A 20,998-nucleotide genomic window follows, 5' to 3' on the forward strand; every position below is an offset into this window, starting at 1 on the left:
GGAAACACCACGCCTGAGAAAACAGAGATGGAACAAGCGCATACCCGGTTAATTGCTCAACTGACTGAACGGATCGCCGCGCCTGACAACACGCCGCTTTACCTGAAATTTGCCGAAACGGTAAAAAACGCGGTGCGCAGCGGCGTGCTGGAGCACGGGAACATTTTGCCCGGCGAGCGCGATCTGAGTCAGTTAACCGGCGTGTCGCGGATCACCGTGCGCAAAGCGATGCAGGCGCTGGAAGCCGAGGGCGTTGTCACGCGTGCCCGGGGTTACGGCACGCAAATTAACAACATCTTCGAATACTCGCTCAAGGAAGCGCGCGGGTTCTCTCAGCAGGTGGTGCTACGCGGTAAAACGCCTAATACGCTGTGGGTCAATAAACGCGTGGTGAAATGCCCGGAAGAGGTGGCGGGCCACCTGTCGCTGGAGCCGAACAGCGACGTCTTTTTGCTGAAGCGTATTCGCTATGTGGATGACGATGCGGTGTCGATTGAAGAGTCCTGGGTGCCGGTTGGGCTCATTCCCGAACCGGATGCGATAGGGATTTCGCTGTACGACTACTTCCGCAGTCAGAATATCTTCCCGCAGCGCACCCGTTCACGGGTCAGCGCCCGCATGCCGGACAGTGAGTTTCAGGCGCACATTAAGATGGACGAAAAAATACCGGTGCTGGTGATCAAGCAGGTTGCGCTTGACCAGCAGCACCGGCCGATTGAGTACAGCATCAGCTACTGTCGCAGCGACCTATACGTCTTTGTGTGCGAGGAGTAATTCCTCACGAGTGGGCGCGCAGTCGCCGCCGCGATGGCTCACCACCCAGGACGCCACGGCATTCCCCAGCAGAACGGCGTCTGCCAGCGACCAATCCGCCGCCAGCCCGGCAAGCGTGCCGCCCGCGTGGCTGTCGCCAGCGCCAATGGTGTCCACTACCGTGGCGGGAAACGCCGGAACAACGCCCGATGCGTCGCCGTCATACCAGGCAGCACCGTCTTTATCATGCCGCACAATCAGCGCGGCGCCGAAGCGCTGCTGCCACTCCTCGCCCAGGTTTTCAGCCTCAACGCCCAGCCTTTCAGCAGCGAGCTCCGCTTCCTGACGATTAAGCGACACGATCGGCCTGCAGGCCATAATCCGCGCCATCAGCGCGTCGGGGATATCCGCGATGCGTGGGCCGAAATCGATAAGCGCTGTCACGTCCTCCAGCCCTTCAAGCCAGCCCGTAAGCAGCTCGCCGCACGGCGAGGCCAGCTGGTAGCCGGAGAGATAAACCAGGCTGTTTTGCGGGACGTTTAGCTCGTCAAGCCAGCGCTGCTGCCACTGGTTCTCGACGCCGCTAAAGGACATAAAGGTGCGCTCGCCGTCAGGCTCCACCAGCGCCAGACACCAGCCGTTGTCGCCGGTTTCAGCCTCCACGGCGCTGTGCAGATCCTGCTTCGCCATTGCGTTACGAATAATATCCGCCCACACGCCGTGGCCGACGGGAAGGGCGTTTTGCGCCGCAATGCCGAGCCGTTTCAGGGCGATGGCGATATTCAGCGCGCAGCCGCCAATATTTACCCCCTGCTGTTTAAGCTCGATATCGCACCCGCGCCAGGGCAGGGCGTAGGCGTCGGCGATGACGTCAATCACCGCCGCGCCCAGCACCGTCACCGGGCGCGTGGCGTGCAGGGTGTCGAGACGTTGGGCAAATGCATTCATACGCCCTCCCTTTGCTCCCTGAAGTGCAGCAGTTTTTCGCAGTAGTGACCGAAATCGAGCTGATTAACGGCGTCGAGTTCGGCTTTGAGCGCCGGGTCAATGGCCTGCACGCCGTGGAGCGCGCCGCAGATGGCCGTCGCCATCGCGCCAATGGTGTCGGTATCGCCACCCAGATTGGCGCATAAAATGGCGCAGCGGTTCGGGTCGGTTCCCGCCAGCTCCACCATCGCGATAGCTGCCGGAACGGACTCAATGGTGCTGGTACCCGCGCCAGTGAGCTGATAAATCTGCTCGCTGGCGGAGTCGATGCCGTTGGCGTCCCGCACGGTCTTAAGCGCCAGCTCAATGCGTGCCGCGAGCGACGCGCTGAAGGTGGTGGTTTTCGCCTCCTGCGCATAGCGGGCGATCCCCGGCAGGGCATCGACGATGTTCTGCCAGCGTTCCCCATCGATGGCGCGGGAAACCGCCCAGGCAATCACCACCGCGCCGGCAATCGCGAGATCCGATTTATGCGTGGGGCTGGAGGCCTGCGCCACCTGGTCCACAAAGTGCTCCAGCCGCGTCGCCGGGAGCAGGCAGCCCAGCGGGGAGGCGCGCATCGCCGCCCCGTTAGTCACGCCGTTGTTGTCCAGCTCGCTGACCGGCTTCCCGTCACGAATCGCATTAAGCGCGATTTTGGAGGTCGGGCCGAGCACGTTCTTGTTGAACGCGTCGAAGTCGAGCGCCCAGTTCAGGATGTGCTTGCCGATAACGTCCGCGTTAATCTCCCCGTCGCACTCGATGATCGCATCGGCCAGGCACAGCGCCATCGAGGTGTCATCGGTGAACTCTGCCTGTTTGAAATAGCAGGCCGCGTTATTCTCTGCCGGGCCGGGTAAAAAGCGGTCGATCCAGCCGAAGTGCGCCTTGACGCGCTTTCTCGGCCACAGCTCCGACGGCATGCCCATCGCATCCCCTAACGCCTGGCCGTAAAGGGCCCCGAGAATACGGTCTTGTTTCATTTAACTTCCCCTTGTGTCAGCGCGGTATCGCCATCAACCACCTCAATTGCGGTGATCTCTTTATCCGATTCGCGGAAAAACAGCATAAACAGCACGGCAATCACGGCAATCATGACTGCACCAAATGTCCACATTCCGGCCCAGTTGAAGGTCAGCCCATTCACCGGCTCTTTGTAAGAGAACATTTTTTCCATCATCACGCCGCCCAGGCGGTAACCCAGCAGGCTACCAAACCCCTGACAGCACAGCGTAATCAGGCCTTGCGCGGCGGTGCGCATGTGCACCGGCGCTTTTTTATCCACGTAGATGTACGCGGTCACGTAGTAGAAGTCATAGCTCACGCCGTGCAGCAGGATGCCGAGGAACAGCAGGGCGTAGGTGAAGTACTGCTCCGCACCGCCGTAAACGAAGAAGCCGTAGCGGATGGCGGCGGTAATCAGGCCCAGCAGCAAGACCTTCTTAATACCAAAGCGTTTGGTAAAGAACGGCAGGGCGAGCATAAAGAAGATTTCAGAGAACTGGCCGAGCGTCATCCAGCCGGTGGCGTTTTTCATCCCCACTTCGGTGAGATAGCCGTTGGCGAAGATGTAGTAGAAGGCCAGCGGCATGGCGAACAGGAACGAGCAGAAGAAGAACACCAGGAAGTTTTTGTCGCGCAGCAGGACCAGCGCATCCAGCCCCAGCATCACTTTGAAATCCAGCTTGCCGGTACTTTTCGGCGGCGTGTTCGGCAGGAACAGGGCAAAGACGCCGAGCAGGGCGGAGCTGGCTGCGGTCATCAGCAGCGGAATATTGGTATCGGAAATATCGCTGTAGCCGAGCATCTGTGGCAGGAACCCGCACGCCAGCCCCGAGGCGATCCAGCCGATGGTGCCCATCACGCGGATACGCGGGAAATCGGCCTCAACGTCGTCCACGTTCGCGAAGGCAATGCTATTGGTCAGCGCGATGGTCGGCATATAGGTCAGGGAATAGACCAGCAGCAGCGGGAAGAAGGTGCTGAACTGGGTTTGCTGCGCGGCGAAGTACATCAGGATCGCGCCGGCGAACATCAGCACCGACAGCACTTTCTGCGCGGCGAAGAAGCGGTCCGTCAGCGAGCCGACCAGGATAGGAGAGAGGATCGCGGCAATCGCGGTACAGGCGTAAGACCAGCCAATTTCCCCGGCGGTAAACCCGCTTTTGCTCAGCCACAGCCACAATGGCACAAACCACGCGCCCCAGATAAACCATTCAACAAACATCATGAATGACAGTTGGACTTTCGTTTTCATTTTTTAATCCTGCATGTCAGATAAGGTACGCCTTTAACATACCACTCAATAATACCTTTTAAATACCTTTGTGGCGATTGTTTGATCAATGTAACAGTTTTGTTGTACACGAATCGAGCCAGCAGATTGTGCTGAAAAAAAATGCATATGGTGGAAAATCTGTTAAGTCGGTACCAGGCTTAGTCTGCCCATAAAAGATGGGACTGGATAAACACACACCGACACGACGTCGGATTTACGGGAGTATCACATGACTGATATTGCGCAGTTGCTTGGCAAAGACGCCGACAGCCTTTTACAGCATCGTTGTATGACCATTCCAGCCGACCAGTTGTATCTGCCTGGTCACGACTACGTTGACCGCGTGATGGTGGATAACAACCGTCCGCCTGCGGTTCTGCGAAACATGCAGACCCTCTACAACACCGGGCGACTCGGCGGTACCGGGTATCTCTCTATTCTGCCGGTGGACCAGGGCGTTGAGCACTCGGCGGGCGCCTCTTTCGCGGCGAACCCGCTCTACTTCGATCCGAAGAACATTGTCGAGCTGGCGATTGAAGCGGGCTGTAACTGTGTAGCCTCCACCTACGGCGTGCTGGCTTCGGTTTCGCGTCGCTATGCCCACCGCATTCCGTTCCTCGTGAAGCTGAATCACAACGAAACTCTCAGCTACCCCACCGAGTATGACCAGACCCTCTACGCCAGCGTCGAGCAGGCGTTCAACATGGGGGCGGTGGCCGTCGGGGCGACGATTTACTTTGGCTCTGAACAGTCCCGTCGTCAGATTGAAGAGATCTCTGCGGCATTTGAGCGCGCGCACGAGCTGGGTATGGTGACCGTGCTCTGGGCCTACCTGCGTAACTCGGCGTTCAAAAAAGACGGGGTGGATTATCACGTCTCCGCCGACCTGACCGGCCAGGCGAACCATCTGGCAGCGACCATTGGCGCAGACATCGTGAAGCAGAAAATGGCGGAGAATAACGGTGGCTATAAAGCGGTGAACTTTGGCTACACCGACGATCGCGTTTACAGCAAGCTGACCAGCGATAACCCGATCGACCTGGTGCGCTACCAGCTGGCGAACTGCTATATGGGCCGTGCAGGGCTGATTAACTCCGGCGGCGCGGCGGGCGGTGATACCGACCTGTCAGACGCGGTGCGTACGGCAGTTATCAACAAACGCGCGGGCGGCATGGGGCTGATCCTTGGCCGTAAGGCGTTCAAGAAATCAATGGCCGACGGCGTGAAGCTGATCAATGCGGTTCAGGACGTCTATCTGGACAGTAAAGTCACAATTGCCTGACGTCTCCATCTCCCTCTCCCTGTGGGAGAGGGTTGGGGTGAGGGCATCATTGCGCACCGTGTGAAACATCAGCGCAAAAGCACACAGTCCGGCGGCAGCCTGCACTCCAGCGCGCCGGGCAATACCTCAATGCGGAACTGCGTCCCGCTAAGAGGCTCTCCGTCGAGGTTAAACGTCATCCCGTGCGGAGCATTCACCTCGAACCACGCCGATTTACCGTCAATGATATTCGGGCTCTCTTCCGGCTGCGTCAGCGTGGTAAACAGCGCGGGCAGCAGACCGTCGCCGGTGAAAATGCGCAGCTGTAGCTGACCATCGTTAATCAGCGCCTCCGGGCAGAGCTGCTGTCCGCCGCCTGCCTGACGTCCGTTGCCAATCCCAATCACCAGCGCGTCACCCTGCCACTGAAAAGCCTCACCGCGAATTTCGCATCGGTCCGGCTTGAGGGTGTCCATACGCATCAATCCGTGGATCAGGTACGACACGCCGCCCAGCGCCGCCTTCAGTTTTTCCGGCGTTTCGCTGGTAATGCGCGTGCCGAATCCACCCGTCGCCATATTGATAAAGCAGGTTTTGTCATTCACCTGGGCGATATCCACGGCGGTGGCTTTGCCGAGGATCGCCAGCTGAAGCGCCTTCTCTAAATCTTCCGGGATCCCGGCGCTGGTGGCAAAATCATTGGCGGTGCCGAGCGGTAATATGCCCATCACCGGGCGATCTGACGGTGGCAGGTCGATAATCGCAGAGGCGATCTCATTGATGGTGCCATCGCCGCCGCCGGAAATGATGGTGCTGATACCTAACGCTAAGCCTTCGTTGATATAGCGTGCCGCGTCGCCTTTTTCCCACGTCACGCGCACGTGGATACGTGCGCCGTCGTCACGCAAACCTATAATCGCCTGACGCAACGGATCGTTGCCTGCACTTTTGCCATTGAGAATCAATAAACTGTCTGGATAGGTTGCCATCCTCGCTGCTCCCTTTTTTAGCGTTAATAAGAGTGTATAGCAGAGAGGGAAAAAGCGGGTAAGAACAGGATGAAAGACAAAAATATGGCTGCGGAAAGGGGGGTATCCCCCTTTGAGGCGTTTACCTTTTATAGGCCGGTCTCTCAATTGACTCTTGCTGTCAACGTTTGAGCCCTGTCATGTTCCTGTTCTCAATTTTCAGCTGCTTACGCCACACCCGATTATGTAGCGTTAGCGCAATTGAACGGTAAAAGACCGATGTATTCATCCACACGATATTCAAGCAGAAAAATCCCAACCCTAATAATGAAGTTATTTGCGGTGTGTAATTCTCTACAGAGCTGAATAAAAGCGAAACCCACGTCCAGATAAAATAAACGATGCTCATCAAGCCAGTCAGTGTAATGACAGAAATATGCAGTTTAAATCCCGTCAATGACCCTCTGGCAGTTAAAAACATCGTGCACATCACAACCATGCAATACACCACTGCTCCAAGGAATACACCCATCATTACTTGAAATTCAGGTAAGCCGATCAAGCGAAATAGCAACATCCAGACAGAAACTTGTAGCATAGCGTAGCAAAAAATACTGAGTAAGGTACTTATTGCTAAGGGTATGCCAGTCATATGTACACCCACAGGAACACCGTGCTGATCTTTTAAGCGATCTTTCAATGATTCAAGCCGTTGACAATCGTCAGTCGCCATTTCACCTGTTATCACAGTACTTAATGCAAGGCTCTTCTTGATGTAATTTATCATGTCCGGGTCAATAACTTCCTGTAAATGAAAAAGACTGAATCAGACCAAAAACGTATTTACCAGATTGTGTAATATTCTGAGGATTCCGGATTGTACCCGAGAGAGCACTTCCAACAAATGCTGAGGAGTTTGAAATAGCATTCAACAGCTCTCGCTGTAAGAGCAACTGCAGCGCTTCCGATGGATAACGTTTAGGGTAAACCCCAGCTTTCATTGCCGCCTTAACCCCTGAATTCGAGATCCCGGGATTTCGGATACGAATGATCTCCTCCGTTAACCGCGTGCGGTCCGCTCGGCTCATTTTTTGTAATAACGAGAGTAAACTTTCAGACGTCGAGCGATTAAGAAGGCGGTAGGTTAATACAGCGCTTTTTAGACCTGCAGCTGCCCCGGCAAGTGAAATCGCATCCAGAGCAGTATTGGTTGCGGTATACTACTCTTGGGAGTCCATCCAGGCAACATAGTCATTATGATTCATGGCAATAAGTGACAAGCGGCCAAGCCCGTTTGCACACTGAATTCCTGTTGCTACACCGCCTGCGACAATCACAGCGGCAACAGCACCGGAAGAACCTGCGGTGAGAGGAATGGCCATACCTGCGCCTGCAGCAAGGACGACAGTAAGAATGGCGGCTCCGCAAGAAATCGCCGTAGAACCTATTTCAGTCGCTAATGACGGTGACTGAATCGTCGTCGTCGTTGCCTGGATGGGATTATTTGATGAGGCATTTACTTTAGTGATGACGACATGGCTTACCGAGCTTTCGTTTGGTGTCGCAATCCGCCTTGAGGGTCTTACTAACCACTGACGCGCACCGTCTGAGTAGATGATCCCAACCTGGCTAAAGTTACGGCTACAGTCCAACTGATTGGCAAGGGCGGTGAAATTTATATCCCCGCCGGAGGCAAGACCCAGACTACGTGCGAGTTCATAATCCGGAAAATCCTTTGAAATCTGACCAGGAAATGTCATGTCGTCTCTCCATCCATGTGAAATCGTATATCGTCAAGAAATCAAGAGTAAAGGGCATGTTTTAGACCGGAATTAGGAATAATCCGAATAATGCGCCATCCCGCCAGATCCATTAAAAGTTGTGATGAATGTCGTATACCTGCCCGATTCTCGAAAAGATCTTCCAGCAGACGCTATCACGAATCAACACCCTTCAATTGGTGGGTCTACGCAATTTGATTTTTAATAAGTGGACTGAATGCGGCAAAAAATAAGCCCGCGTAAGGGAGATTACGCAGGCTAAGGAGGTGGTTCCTGGTACAGCTAGCATTTATGGGTTATGTTTTTCAGCGGGGGGATAATACCCGTATTGAACGAAGCGGTATGTGATCCGATTCTAAGAATTATCCCAGCGCGAAAAAATTTCCCTGATTGACTATTTGCCGTGTGGATTACGTGTGCTTTCACCGTTGAAGTTACGCATCAGCAGCGCGAACTTCAGCTCCACCTCTTCCGGAACCGGCAGCCAGACGGTATGCCCGTCGCCCGGCGCAACCTCAATCGCTTCGCCTTTGCCGTTTTCCAGATGCTCCAGCGTGAAGTTCATGTTGCCCTGCGGGGTCATCAGCTCCAGGCTGTCGCCTTTGGTGAACTTGTTTTTCACCGCCACGGCCGCCAGCGCGCCTTTGCGCTCGCCGGTGAAGTCGCCGACAAACTGCTGGCGCTCGGAAACGGAGTAGCCGTGCTCGTAGTTCTGGTAGTCGTCGTGGGTATGACGGCGCAGGAAGCCTTCGGTATAGCCGCGGTGCGCCAGGCCTTCCAGCGTTTCCAGCAGGCTGGTATCGAACGGTTTACCGGCCGCCGCATCGTCGATGGCTTTGCGGTACACCTGTGCGGTACGCGCGCAATAGTAATAGGATTTGGTGCGGCCTTCGATCTTCAGGGAGTGCACGCCCATCTGCGTCAGGCGCTCAACGTGGGCGATGGCGCGCAGATCTTTTGAGTTCATGATGTAGGTGCCGTGCTCGTCTTCAAAGGCGGTCATGTACTCGCCCGGACGTTTGGCTTCTTCAATCATAAACACGCTGTCGGTTGGCGCACCGATGCCCAGCGTTGGCTCAACGTTGGTTACCGGGATCGGCTCATGCTTGTGGACGATGTTGCCGATGTCATCCTCTTTGCCTTCCTGAACGTTATATTCCCAGCGGCAGGCGTTGGTGCAGGTGCCCTGGTTCGGGTCGCGCTTGTTGATATAGCCAGAGAGCAGGCAGCGGCCGGAGTAGGCCATGCACAGCGCGCCGTGAACGAAGATTTCAATTTCCATGTCCGGCACCTGGGTGCGGATCTCTTCGATCTCTTCGAGGGAAAGCTCGCGGGACAGAATGACGCGGGTCAGCCCCATCTGCTTCCAGAACTTCACCGTCGCCCAGTTGACGGCGTTAGCCTGTACGGAGAGGTGGATATCCATCTCCGGGAAGTTCTCCCGAACCAGCATGATTAAACCCGGGTCCGACATGATCAGCGCGTCCGGCCCCATATCCACCACCGGCTTCAGGTCACGGATGAACGTTTTCAGCTTGGCGTTGTGCGGCGCGATATTCACCACCACGTAGAATTTTTTACCCAGAGCGTGCGCCTCGTTGATGCCGAGCTGCAGATTCTCGTGGTTGAATTCGTTGTTACGCACGCGCAGCGAGTAGCGTGGCTGGCCCGCATACACGGCGTCGGCGCCATAGGCGAAAGCGTAACGCATATTTTGCAGCGTTCCCGCCGGGGAAAGGAGTTCCGGTTTAAACATGTTTGTTCTCGTTCTGATGACAGGTCAGATCCGCATGCACCAGGTGCAGCGGTAAGGGGAGATCCCCCACTTTAAGGGCGGGCATTGTAGCGCTGCGGGGCAGGGAGGTAAAGTTATTGTGCCGGGTGGCGGCTTCGCCTTACCCGGCCTGGATTCACCAGCGGCTAGCTAGGCAATCCTGCACGCATCCGCTTCCCAGCGATACCCCACGCCGTACACCGCGCGAATAAATGACTGCTCGGCGTCCAGCGCCTCCAGCTTGCGGCGCAGGTTTTTGATGTGGCTGTCGATGGTGCGATCGGTCACCACGCGGTAATCGTCGTACAGGTGGTTCAGCAGCTGTTCGCGGGAGAAGACTTTTCCCGGCTCGTGGGAGAGGGTTTTCAGCAGGCGGAACTCCGCAGGGGTGAGGTCCAGCAGCTTGCTGCGCCAGCTCGCCTGGAAGCGGCTCTCATCCACAATCAGCGGGCTTTCGGCGTCCAGCATCTGAAGCTCGCGCTGCGGCCTGCAGCGGCGCAGAATGGTTTTCACGCGGGCCACCACCTCACGCGGGCTGTAGGGCTTGCAGATGTAGTCGTCCGCGCCAATTTCGAGCCCCAGCAGACGGTCAATCTCTTCAATTTTGGCGGTAACCATGACGATCGGCACGTCGGAGAAGCGACGAATTTCCCGGCACAGGGTCAGGCCATCAACGCCAGGCAGCATTAAATCCAGCAGGATAAGGTCCGGCGGAGTCTGGCGCACGTACGGCAGCACCTGGTCGCCGTGGCCGATCAGTGACGGGGCATAGCTGGCCGCGCGTAAATAGTCGATCAGCAGCTGTCCCAGCTTGGGTTCGTCTTCGACGATCAAAATGCGCGGCGTGTTTTCGTCAATCGGTAACTCGGTCATACTTCTCTCGATAAATCCCGTTCCAGAGGTAACTCTACTGTAATGCTAACCCCGCCAAAAGGCGAATGGGCGGCGCGAATGGTGCCATTATGCGCCTCGACGATGTTAACGCAAATCGCCAGCCCCAGGCCGGAACCGCCGCTGGCGCGGTTGCGGGAGCCTTCGGTGCGGTAAAAGCGCTCAAACAATTTTTCAAGCTGCGCGTCCTGCACGCCGGGAGCGGAATCCGCGAAGGTGAGGGCGAAGCGTCCGTTTTCCTGTTTGCCGGAGATATGCAGCCCGCCACCGCTGTCGGTGTAGCGCAGGCTGTTCTCCAGCAGGTTGTTGAACAGCTGCATCAGCCGGTCTTTGTCCCCAAATACTACCGCGCTGTCCGGCAGGGAGAGGTCGATTTTCAGGTTGCGGCTGGCAAACCGTTCCCGGAAGGCGCCGCTGGCAACTTCGAGCACGTTAATGACATCGACGGGCGCCTTCTGGTAGGCCAGTGCGCCTTCGTCGGACATGGAAAGCTGGTGGAGATCGTCCACCAGCTTGGTGAGCGTGCCCACCTCCGCCTGCAGAGAGGCCACCGATTCGGGCGTAAACTGGCGTACGCCGTCCTGAATCGCCTCCAGCTCACCGCGCAGCACCGCCAGCGGGGTGCGCAGCTCGTGGGAAATATCGGCCATAAAGTCGCGGCGCATCTGCTGGTTTTTCTCAAGCGTGCTGGCGAGTTGGTTAAAGTCCTGCGCCAGCTTGCCCAGTTCGTCCTGGCTGCGGGTGTCGACGCGGGTGGTGAAATCCCCGGCGGCCAGCTTGTGCGTGCCTTCCACCAGCCGTTTCACCGGCGCGAGCAGACCGCGCGCCAGCGGGAAGGTGGCGAGCGCGGCGAGCAGGGTGGAGAGAGCGACGATCAGCCAGCTGGTCCGGCGCTGCTGGCGGTCAAAGTTGATATCGGTGTTGCGCGTCAGGCGCTCCACCGGTGAGGCGATAACCCAGCCGACGGTCGCGTTATTCACCTTAATCGCCCGGCGGGTGCCGTCCGGCGGTATCGGCGCGCGCGGCCCAACCAGCGTGCGCATATCCTGATCGATTACCCAGAACTGGGTGCGCCAGCCGTGCGGCGGCATGCCCGGCCCCGGGCGATCGTCACCGGTGTCGTGCTCCAGCGAGCGCAGGATCTGGAAAATAAAGCGGTCGTTATTGCGGAGAAAACGCCAGTTGCCGTGCTGGGCGTACTGTTCACTCAGCGCATCGCTTAAGCCCTGTAAACGCTGTTCATTGCCATGCTTGATGTAATCAATAAAACCGCGCTCAAAGCTGATCCGCACCGCCCAGTGCATAGTGATCAGCAGGACGATACAGGTGGCGAAGATCGCCACGAAGAGCTTTCCGGTAATACCCGGACGCCAGAATTTCATGAGCCACTCCTTTTGCCGCGCCTAATCACGACGTTCTTGCTGGTATCATCCGGCACTCGGGCAAAGATGACGGCGGGCAGGGCGATAATCACCGCCATGCTGAGATAGGTATATAAAAAGACCTGATGCGCCACCGGCGTGTCGACGCTGAGGTGGTGCTGGCCGTATATGCCGAGCAGTAACCCCGCGATAGTCACGCCCACGCTCATGGAGAGCTGCATGATCATCGACAGCAGGCTGTTGCCGCTGCTCGCCAGATCGTCCGGCAGGTCTTTCAGCGTCAGGGTATTCATCGATGAGAAGCGCATGGAGTTGACGATCCCCTGACAGAACAGCACCAGCGGCAGGACGTAGTACCAGCCCATCAGCGCCACGGCCATAAACAGCAGGCTGACCAGCGACAGCCCCAGCGTGGCGGCCACCAGCACGTGACGGTAGCCAAAGCGGTTCACCACCTGCACCACGATGCGCTTCATCCCCATGCTGCCGAGCACCATCGGGATCATCATCAGGCCCGCGTGAAACGGCGAAAACCCCATGCCAATTTGCAGAAACACGGGCGTCATAAACGGCAGCATGCCGCTGCCGATACGTCCGGCGAAGCTGCCGAACAGGCCAAGACGGTAGGTGGGGTTTTTAAACAGATTCAGGCTGAACAGCGCCTGGTCATTCCCGCGAGCGTGCCACCAATACCATCCAATGGCGGTAAGGCCGAGGGCAACCAGAACGCCCAGCGTCAGGGACGAAATGCCCAGCCCCTTTTGCCCGTCGAGCGCCAGGGTGAGCGTGGCCATGCCCGCCGCCAGCAGAATAAAGCCGAAGAAATCAAAGCGTCGGGTCTGCATTTTGTAGTTCGGCATCAGCGTCAGGGTGGCGATGGCGCCGATGATCCCCACCGGCAGATTGATCAAGAAGATCCAGTGCCAGGAGGCGTACTCCACCAGCATCCCGCCCAGCGCCGGGCCCAGCAGCGGCCCCACCTGGCCGGGCAGGGTGACGAAGGTCATCGCCGCCATATATTGCTCGCGCGGCACAATCTTCATCACCGTTAACCGCCCGACGGGCACCATCATCGCCCCGCCGACGCCCTGCAGCACGCGCGCCGTCACCAGCTGGTCGAGGGTGCTGGCCTGGGCGCAAAACAGCGAGCCAGCGGTAAACAGCACGATGGCGGTAAAGAAGATATTCCGCACGCCCACTTTGTCCGCCAGCCAGCCGCTGGCAGGCAGCATCACCGCAACCGTCAGCACGTAGGCGACAATCACCATGTGCATATGCAGCGGACTTTCCCCCAGGCTTTTCGCCATCGAGGGGAGGGCGGTGTTGACGATGGTCGTATCCAGCGACTGCATAAAGAAGCCGAAGGCGACTATCCACAATTGCCAGCGAACGTTGCTGGGAAGCTCAGTCATTTACCCGTTTACCGTTTCTCTGTTTTTACGCGAAAAGCGCAGCCGCAGGCGGTCGAAGAACAGATAGACCACCGGCGTGGTGTACAGCGTCAGCAGCTGGCTCATCACCAGGCCGCCGACGATGGTGATCCCCAGCGGCTGGCGCAGCTCTGAGCCGTCTCCGCCCGAGATAACCAGCGGCAGTGCGCCAAACAGCGCCGCCAGGGTGGTCATCATGATCGGACGAAAACGCAGCAGGCAGGCCTGGAAGATCGCCTCTTCCGGCGAGAGGTTGCCGTTGCGCTGGGCGTCCAGCGCAAAGTCCACCATCATGATGGCGTTTTTCTTAACAATGCCGATTAACAGCATAATCCCGATAAGCGCGATCAGGCTGAACGGCGCGCCGAACAGCTCCAGCGCAAGCAGCGCCCCCACGCCCGCCGACGGCAGCGTTGAGAGAATGGTCAGCGGGTGCACGTAGCTCTCATACAGGACGCCAAGCACAATATAGACCGTGGCGATGGCCGCCAGGATCAAAATCACCTGCGAGTTCATCGTCTCCTGGAATACCTGCGCGGTCCCGGCAAAGCTGCCGCGCACGGTGGACGGCACGCCAAGCTGCGTCATCCCGCGGTTGATCGCGTCGCTGGCCTCGGAAAGCGACGAACCGGCGGGCAGGTTAAAGGAGATGGTCGACGCCGCCGACAGCCCCTGATGGTTCACCGACAGCGGCGCGTTGGCTGGTCGCCAGCTGGCAAAGTAGGAGAGCGGAATCGCCTTGCCGTCGCTGTTAATCACAAACATTTTATCCAGCGCGCTGATGTCCTGGGTGTAGCGAGGGTCGACCTCCATCACCACCTTATACTGGTTCATCGGCTGATAGATGGTGGAGATCTCCCGCTGGCCGAAGGCGTTGTTCAGCAGGCTGTTGGCGGCTTCAACGTTAATGCCCAGCCGCGACATGGTTTCGCGGTCGTAGGTGAGCGCCATCTCCGCGCCGTTGTCCTGCTGATCGGAGTTCACGTCCGCCAGCTCCGGCAGGGCGGCCAGCGCCTTACGGATCTTCGGCTCCCACTCGCGAAGGGCGGCTAAATCATCTGAGAGCAACGTGTACTGATAGCTGGCGTTCGCCTGCCGCCCACCGACGCGGATATCCTGAACGGCCATCAAAAACAGGTTTGCGCCCGGCTCTTTGGCGAGCTTCACACGCAGGCGGTCAATCACCTGCTGCGCCGTTTCGTTGCGCTCGCCGCGCGGTTTGAGGGTAATAAACATCATCCCGCTGTTGACGCGTGATCCGCCGGTAAAGCCGGTGACGTTGTCCACGGCTTTGTCTTCACGAATAATCTTCATAAAGTCCTGCAGCTTGCCGCGCATGGCCTGGAACGAAATGCTCTGGTCCGCCTGAATGCCGCCCATCAGCACGCCGGTGTCCTGCTCCGGGAAGAAGGTTTTCGGGATGGTGATGTACATCCAGACGTTGAGCCCAATGGTGGCGATCAGCACCAGGCCGACCAGCCGAGTATGGTTCAGCACCCACTTCAGCGATTTGCCATAGCCCTCCTGCATCGCCATCAGGAAACGGCCAAAGCCTTTGCGGCGCGGCTGCGAGTGCGGTTTGCTGCGCTTGAGCATCCAGCCGCACATCATTGGCGTCAGCGTTAAGGAGATAACCAGCGAAATGCCGATGGCGACGGAGAGGGTGACGGCAAACTCGCGCAGCAGCCGGCCCGGCAGACCGCCCATCAGCAGCAGCGGCAGGAATACCGCCACCAGCGACAGGCTCATGGAGAGCACCGTAAAGCCCACCTCGCGCGTGCCCTGCAGGGCAGCCTGCAGCGGCTTCACGCCCGCTTCCAGATGGCGGGAAATGTTCTCCAGCACCACGATGGCGTCATCCACCACGAAGCCCGTCGCAATCGTCAGCGCCATCAGCGACAGGTTGTTAAGGCTAAAGCCGCACAGGTACATGGCGGCAAAGGTCCCAATCAGCGACACCGGCACGGCCACCGCCGGGATCAGCGTCGCGCGGCCGGAGCGCAGGAACAGGAATACCACCAGGATCACCAGCGCGACGGAGATAATCAGCGTTTGCTCCACCTCTTCAAGCGAGGCGCGGATGGTCGGGGAGCGATCCTGGGCAATCTGCAGATCGATTGCTGCCGGGATGGTCTCCTGCAGGTCCGGAAGACGGGCGCGAATGCTGTTCACCGTCTCAATAATGTTCGCCTCCGGCAGCTTGCGGATCATCAGCAGGATCGCCGGTTTAGCGTTGGTCATCCCGGCGTTGCGCACGTCCTGCACCGAGTCGGTGACGCTGGCGACGTCGCTCAGGCGTACCGCCGCGCCGTTGTTGTAGTGAATAATCAGCGGCTGGTATTCCGCGGCGGTTTTTAGCTCGTCGTTGGTCTGGATCTGCCAGCGGTGGCTGCCGTCCTCAATCGCCCCCTGCGGTTTACGCACGTTGGCGCTGCTGATGGCGGAGCGCACGTCGTCCAGCGACACGCCCTGGTTGAACAGCGCCTGCGGGTTCAGGCCCACGCGCACGGCGGGCAGAGAACTGCCGCCAACGCTCACGTCACCCACGCCGTTGATTTGTGAGATCGTCTGCGCCAGCTGGGTCGACGCAAAGTCGTAGAGTTGCCCCTGAGAATAGGTGTCCGAGGTCAGCGTCAGGATCATGATTGGCGCGTCGGACGGATTGGCCTTGCGGTAGGTCGGACGGCTCGGCATCCCGCTCGGCAGAAGGCTTTGCGCGGCGTTGATGGCCGCCTGCACGTCACGCGCGGCACCGTTAATATCCCGGTCGAAGCTGAATTCCAGAATGATGCGCGTGCTGCCCAGCGAGCTGCTGGAGGTCATCTCGTTGACCCCCGCAATCCGCCCAAGAGAACGCTCCAGCGGCGTGGCAACGGACGAGGCCATGGTCTCCGGTGACGCACCCGGCAGCGAGGCGCTGACCATGATCACCGGGAAATCCACCTGCGGCAGGGGGGCTACTGGCAGCAGCCGGAAGCCCAGCACGCCGCACAGGGTAATGGCGATGGAGAGTAAAATCGTCGCCACCGGACGGTAAATGAAGAGGGCGAAAAACTTCACTTACGCCTCCTCTTCACGTTTCGGGAAACGGCTTTTGGTCCACAGCGCCAGGCGGTCAAACAGCAGATAGATCACCGGCGTGGTGAAGAGCGTCAGCACCTGACTCACCAGCAGGCCCCCGACCATACCGATACCCAGCGGGCGGCGCAGCTCCGCGCCGACGCCGGTGCTGAGCATCAGCGGCAGCGCGCCCAACAGGGCGGCCAGCGTGGTCATCAGGATCGGGCGGAAACGCAGCAGGCAGGCCTGGAAGATAGCATCGCGCGGCGACATGCCCTGCTCGCGCTCGGCGGCCAGCGCAAAGTCGATCATCATGATGGCGTTTTTCTTCACGATCCCGATAAGCAGGATGATGCCGATGATGGCAATAACGTCCAGCTCGCTGCCCGCCAGCATCAATGCCAGCAGCGCCCCCACGCCCGCCGTTGGCAGGGTAGAGAGGATGGTGATCGGGTGGATAAAGCTTTCGTACAGCACGCCAAGCACGATGTACATCGCCACGACCGCCGCGACGATCAGCCAGACGGTGTTGCCCAGCGCGGCCTGGAACGCCAGGGTGCTGCCCTGGAACTGGGTCTGAATGTCGGACGGGAAGCTGAGCGCTTTTTCAGCAGCCTGGATGGCTTCCACCGCCTCGCCCAGCGAGTAACCGTCCGGCACGTTGAAGGAAATGGTGGTGGACGGGAACTGATCCAGGTGGTTAATCGACAGCGGGGTATAGCGCTCCTCCACCGTGGCGATGGCGCTCAGCGGCACAATGCCGCCGTCTTTGCTGGTCAGGCGCACCGAGTCCAGGCCGGCCAGGCCGGGGGTGTGCTCGGTGTTGTGCTCCAGCACCACGCGGTACTGGTTCGCCTGGGTGTAGATGGTGGAGATCAGGCGCTGCCCGAAGGCGTTGTACAGGGCGTTGTCCACATCAGACATGGTGATGCCCAGACGGCTGGCGGTGTCGCGGTTAACGTTGACGTAGGCCGCCAGCCCCTTGTCCTGCCAGTCGCTGCTGACGTCGGCGAGCTGCGGCAGGGTGTTAAGTTTTTCAACCAGCTGCGGCACCCAGGTGCTGAGGGCGTCAAGCGACGTAGCCTGGAGCGTGAACTGATACTGCGTGCGGCTGACCTGGGTATCAATGGTCAAATCCTGAATCGGCTGCAGGTAAAGCTCAACGCCCGGCACGCGGGCCACGGCGCTTTGCAGGCGCTCGATGACGGCGTTCACGCGGTCGTCGCGCTCATCCAGCGGCTTGAGGTTGATCTGCAGACGCGCGCTGTTGAGCGACGGATTGGTGCCGTCCACCCCCACGTAGGACGTCAGGCTCTCCACCGCCGGGTCTTTCATGATGATTTCAGACACCTGCTGCTGGCGCTGCGCCATGTTCGCGAAGGAGACCGACTGCGGAGCCTGAAGCGTGCCCTGAATAATGCCGTTATCCTGGATGGGGAAGAAACCTTTCGGAATAAAAATCCACAGCATTACGCTGAGCGCCAGCGTGCCCAGCGCCACGCCAAGTGTGGCCCACGGATGGTTCAGCACTTTCGCCAGCACGCGACCGTAGGCGGCAATAATTTGCTCGAACATCCGCTCGGAGGCGCGGGAGAAGCGGTTTTGCTTGCGCAGGGATTCGTGGCTCAGCATGCGGGCACACATCATCGGCGTCAGGGTCAGCGACACCACGGCAGAGATCAGAATGGCGACCGCCAGCGTCACGGCAAACTCGCGGAACAGCCGCCCGACGATGTCGCCCATAAACAGTAGCGGGATCAGCACCGCAATCAGCGAGAAGGTCAGTGAGATAATGGTAAAGCCGATTTCCCCTGCGCCCTTCAGCGCGGCGGCCAGCGGCTTTTCACCTTTCTCGATATAGCGCGAGATGTTCTCGATAACGACGATGGCGTCATCCACCACGAACCCGGTAGCGATGGTGAGCGCCATCAGCGTCAGGTTGTTAATCGAAAAGTCGAGGAACACCATCACCGCAAAGGTCCCGACCAGCGAGAGCGGCACGGCGACGGCGGGGATAATGGTTGCCGGAACGTTGCGCAGGAACAGATAGATGATCATCACCACCAGCGCAATCGCCAGCATCAGCTCGAACTGGGTGTCGGTGACCGACGCACGAATGTTGGTGGTGCGGTCGGAAAGGACTTTTACGCTGACCGATTTCGGCAGGCTTTCAATCAGCTGCGGCAGCATGGTGCGGATGCTGTCGGCGGTTTCGATGATGTTGGCGCCCGGCTGGCGCTGCACGTTCATCACGATCGCCTGCTGCTTGTTCGCCCACGCGCCGAGCCAGCTGTTTTCCGCGCCTTGTTCCACGGTGGCGACGTCGCCCAGGCGGATCGGCGCGCCGTTCTGGTAGGCCACAATCAGCTGACGGTATTCGTCGGCGGACTGCATCTGGTCGTTTGCCGAGAGGGTGACCGCACGGGTCGGGCCGTCCAGCGAGCCTTTCGCCGAGTTGACGTTGGCACTGCTGATGGCGGTGCGGATGGTTTCGCTGGTCAGCCCCAGCGCGGCAATCGCCTGTGCGTTAAGCTTCACGCGCACGGCCGGGCGCTGGCCGCCCGCCAGCGTGACGAGGCCGACGCCGGAGACCTGAGAAATCTTCTGCGCCACGCGAGTTTCGACCATGTCTTCGACCTGGGTCATCGGCATGGCGGAGGAGGTGACGGCAAGCGTCATGATCGGCGGATCCGCCGGGTTCACCTTGCTGTAGACCGGCGGGTTAGGCAGGTCCGACGGCAGCAGGTTGGTGGCGGCGTTGATGGCGGCCTGCACTTCCTGCTCGGCGACGTCCAGCGACAGCGTTAGCTGGAACTGCAGCGTCACGACGGATGCCCCGCCGGAACTCTGTGAGGACATCTGTTTTAATCCGGACATCTGGCCAAACTGGCGCTCCAGCGGGGCGGTAATGGCGGACGTCACCACGTCCGGGCTGGCGCCAGGATAGAGAGTGACAACCTGAATCGTTGGATAATCCACCTCCGGCAGCGCCGACACGGGCAGGAAGCGGTAGCCAATGATCCCGGCCAGCAGGATCGCCACCATCAACAGCGTGGTGGCGACAGGGCGGAGGATAAACAGGCGTGACGGCCCACCTGTAGAGCTCGGGGGCATAACCTGCATCAGGAGGTCGCTCCCTGTTTCGCAGGTTCAACCACCTCAACTTTCGCGCCTTCGGTGAGGCGGTCGATGCCGTCGGTGACCACGCGGTCGCCGGCGGAGAGCCCGGCGCTGATGACCACCGTCTGGCTGTCCTGAATCCCGGTTTTCACCAGATGCTTGCTCACTTTATTGTCGCTGTTCAGCACCCAGACAAAGCTTCCTTCGTTACCCATCTGCAGCGCTGCGGTGGGGATCACTACCGCGTTCTCTTCGGTAGCGACCAGCATTCGCGCGTTGACGAACTGGTTCGGGAAGAGGGCATCGTCCTGGTTGTTAAAGCGCGCCTTCAGCTTGATGGTGCCGGTGGTGGTATCGATCTGGTTGTCCAGACTAAGCAGGGAACCCTCGCTCAGCTTCTGCTTGTTGGTGCGGTCCCAGGCTTCCACCACCAGGCCTTTACCGGCTTTTTGCGCCTGCATGACGGTTGCGATATCGCTTTCCGGCAGGGTAAAGACTAAATCAATCGGGTGGGTCTGGGTGATCACCACGATGCCCGTGGTGTCGCCGCTGGAGATCTGGTTACCGATATCGACCTGCTTGAGGCCCACGCGTCCGTCAATCGGCGCGGTGATGCGGCTCCAGTCCAGCTGCAGCTGCGCGCTGGCTACGGCGGCCTCGTCGGCTTTGATGGTGCCCTGCGTTTCGCTGACCAGCGACTGCTGGGTGTCCAGCTCCTGACGAGAAACGAGGTTGGTTTTCACCAGCTGCTGGTAGCGCGCCAGATCGCGACGGGCGTTGGCGAGGGTGGCTTTGTCTTTCGCGAGCTGCCCCTGCGCCTGAGCGAGGGCGACTTTAAACTGGCTCGGGTCGATTTCCGCCAGCAGATCGCCCGCTTTGACCTGCTGACCTTCCTGGAAGTGGATTGCGATGAGCTGACCGTCAACGCGGCTGCGCACCGTGGCGGTGTTGGCGGCGGTGATGGTTCCGAGCCCCGTCAGATAACGCGGAACGGCTTTGCTCACCGCCGTTGCCGCCTGAACCGGTGCCAGCGCGCCGCCGCGCATGCCGTGACGGCCGCCGCCAGCCGGGCGCTGGGCCTGGCTGCTGGCGCCAGCGGGAGCGGCGGAGTTCGCAGATTGACTGTGCCAGTACCAGGCGGCGGCAAGGACCACCACAATGATGCCAGCGGCGATTGCCCAGCGGGATTTGTTACTGCCTTTCATCGTTATACGTTCTCATCCTGAATACTTCGGGGAATGATACTAGTTTAGTCAGCTAACACAGCGGAAAAATGGAGGAAATATGGAAGACTGTCAGGAATGGTCTGAGTGTGGCGATCGTTTTAGCCGGGT

14 protein-coding genes and 1 pseudogene are annotated in these 20,998 nt (G+C 59.1%); 2 read left to right on the forward strand and 13 right to left on the reverse strand.

The genetic code is table 11. The features are described from left to right. The first annotated feature begins 27 nt into the window (after positions 1-27). On the forward strand, positions 28-774 hold the full coding sequence (locus IM299_RS21270) for a GntR family transcriptional regulator (protein ID WP_028013821.1): 747 nt from the start codon (positions 28-30) through the stop codon (positions 772-774). Here IM299_RS21270 and IM299_RS21275 read toward each other — a convergent pair. Genes IM299_RS21275 through IM299_RS21285 form a run of 3 tightly spaced genes read right to left on the reverse strand, consistent with a single transcriptional unit; the run spans position 748 to position 3,976 of the window. After that, positions 748-1,701 carry a PfkB family carbohydrate kinase gene (locus IM299_RS21275; RefSeq protein WP_047363134.1) on the reverse strand — a complete coding sequence of 318 codons (954 nt, stop codon included), beginning with the start codon at positions 1,699-1,701 and terminating at the stop codon, positions 748-750. The genes IM299_RS21270 and IM299_RS21275 overlap by 27 nt on opposite strands. Further along, the gene (locus IM299_RS21280; RefSeq protein ID WP_041909084.1) at positions 1,698-2,702 is read right to left on the reverse strand and encodes an ADP-ribosylglycohydrolase family protein; all 1,005 of its coding nucleotides are present in this window, start codon (positions 2,700-2,702) and stop codon (positions 1,698-1,700) included. The genes IM299_RS21275 and IM299_RS21280 overlap by 4 nt, the downstream gene beginning before the upstream one ends. Beyond that, positions 2,699-3,976, reverse strand: a complete 1,278-nt coding sequence (locus IM299_RS21285) for a nucleoside permease (protein ID WP_193358074.1) — start codon at positions 3,974-3,976, stop codon at positions 2,699-2,701. The genes IM299_RS21280 and IM299_RS21285 overlap by 4 nt, the downstream gene beginning before the upstream one ends. A gap of 250 nt (positions 3,977-4,226) precedes the next feature. On the opposite strand from IM299_RS21285, the gene fbaB reads away from it, so the two are divergent. Next, entirely contained in the window at positions 4,227-5,279 is a 1,053-nt protein-coding gene (fbaB, locus tag IM299_RS21290) for a class I fructose-bisphosphate aldolase (protein WP_008500869.1), read from the forward strand. Between the two features lie 68 nt (positions 5,280-5,347). Here the strand turns inward: fbaB and yegS are convergent, their stop codons facing one another. The 10 genes and pseudogenes from yegS to IM299_RS21340 all read right to left on the reverse strand — a co-directional run bounded on the left by yegS (position 5,348) and on the right by IM299_RS21340 (position 20,869). Continuing rightward, on the reverse strand, positions 5,348-6,247 hold the full coding sequence (gene yegS / locus IM299_RS21295) for a lipid kinase YegS (RefSeq protein WP_193358075.1): 900 nt from the start codon (positions 6,245-6,247) through the stop codon (positions 5,348-5,350). A gap of 160 nt (positions 6,248-6,407) precedes the next feature. Next, positions 6,408-6,959 (reverse strand): hypothetical protein, encoded by a 552-nt coding sequence (locus tag IM299_RS21300; protein WP_041911991.1) that lies wholly within the window; start codon positions 6,957-6,959, stop codon positions 6,408-6,410. 61 nt (positions 6,960-7,020) lie between these two features. Further along, positions 7,021-7,986, reverse strand: a pseudogene (locus IM299_RS23120) (hypothetical protein). Positions 7,987-8,401: 415 nt separating this feature from the next. Then, a complete protein-coding gene (gene yegQ, locus IM299_RS21310) occupies positions 8,402-9,763 on the reverse strand; it encodes a tRNA 5-hydroxyuridine modification protein YegQ (RefSeq protein ID WP_008500866.1) in 1,362 nt (453 codons plus the stop codon). A gap of 168 nt (positions 9,764-9,931) precedes the next feature. Then, positions 9,932-10,654: a two-component system response regulator BaeR gene (gene baeR / locus IM299_RS21315; RefSeq protein ID WP_028013814.1), complete on the reverse strand. Its 723-nt coding sequence runs from the start codon at positions 10,652-10,654 to the stop codon at positions 9,932-9,934. Next, the gene (baeS, locus tag IM299_RS21320) at positions 10,651-12,054 is read right to left on the reverse strand and encodes a two-component system sensor histidine kinase BaeS (protein ID WP_045260428.1); all 1,404 of its coding nucleotides are present in this window, start codon (positions 12,052-12,054) and stop codon (positions 10,651-10,653) included. Before baeS ends, baeR begins: the two co-directional genes overlap by 4 nt. Continuing rightward, on the reverse strand, positions 12,051-13,466 hold the full coding sequence (locus IM299_RS21325; RefSeq protein ID WP_193358076.1) for an MFS transporter: 1,416 nt from the start codon (positions 13,464-13,466) through the stop codon (positions 12,051-12,053). Before IM299_RS21325 ends, baeS begins: the two co-directional genes overlap by 4 nt. Next, entirely contained in the window at positions 13,467-16,544 is a 3,078-nt protein-coding gene (gene mdtC / locus IM299_RS21330) for a multidrug efflux RND transporter permease subunit MdtC (protein ID WP_048957538.1), read from the reverse strand. It abuts the gene before it with no gap. Next, positions 16,545-19,667: an MdtB/MuxB family multidrug efflux RND transporter permease subunit gene (locus IM299_RS21335; protein ID WP_041909095.1), complete on the reverse strand. Its 3,123-nt coding sequence runs from the start codon at positions 19,665-19,667 to the stop codon at positions 16,545-16,547. It lies immediately after the preceding gene. After that, positions 19,667-20,869, reverse strand: coding sequence for an MdtA/MuxA family multidrug efflux RND transporter periplasmic adaptor subunit (locus tag IM299_RS21340; RefSeq protein WP_041909096.1), 1,203 nt, complete (start codon positions 20,867-20,869; stop codon positions 19,667-19,669). Before IM299_RS21340 ends, IM299_RS21335 begins: the two co-directional genes overlap by 1 nt. Between the last annotated feature and the right edge of the window lie 129 nt (positions 20,870-20,998).

It is taken from the genome of Enterobacter cloacae complex sp. P47BA, from assembly GCF_014930485.1.
GTDB lineage: Bacteria > Pseudomonadota > Gammaproteobacteria > Enterobacterales > Enterobacteriaceae > Enterobacter > Enterobacter bugandensis.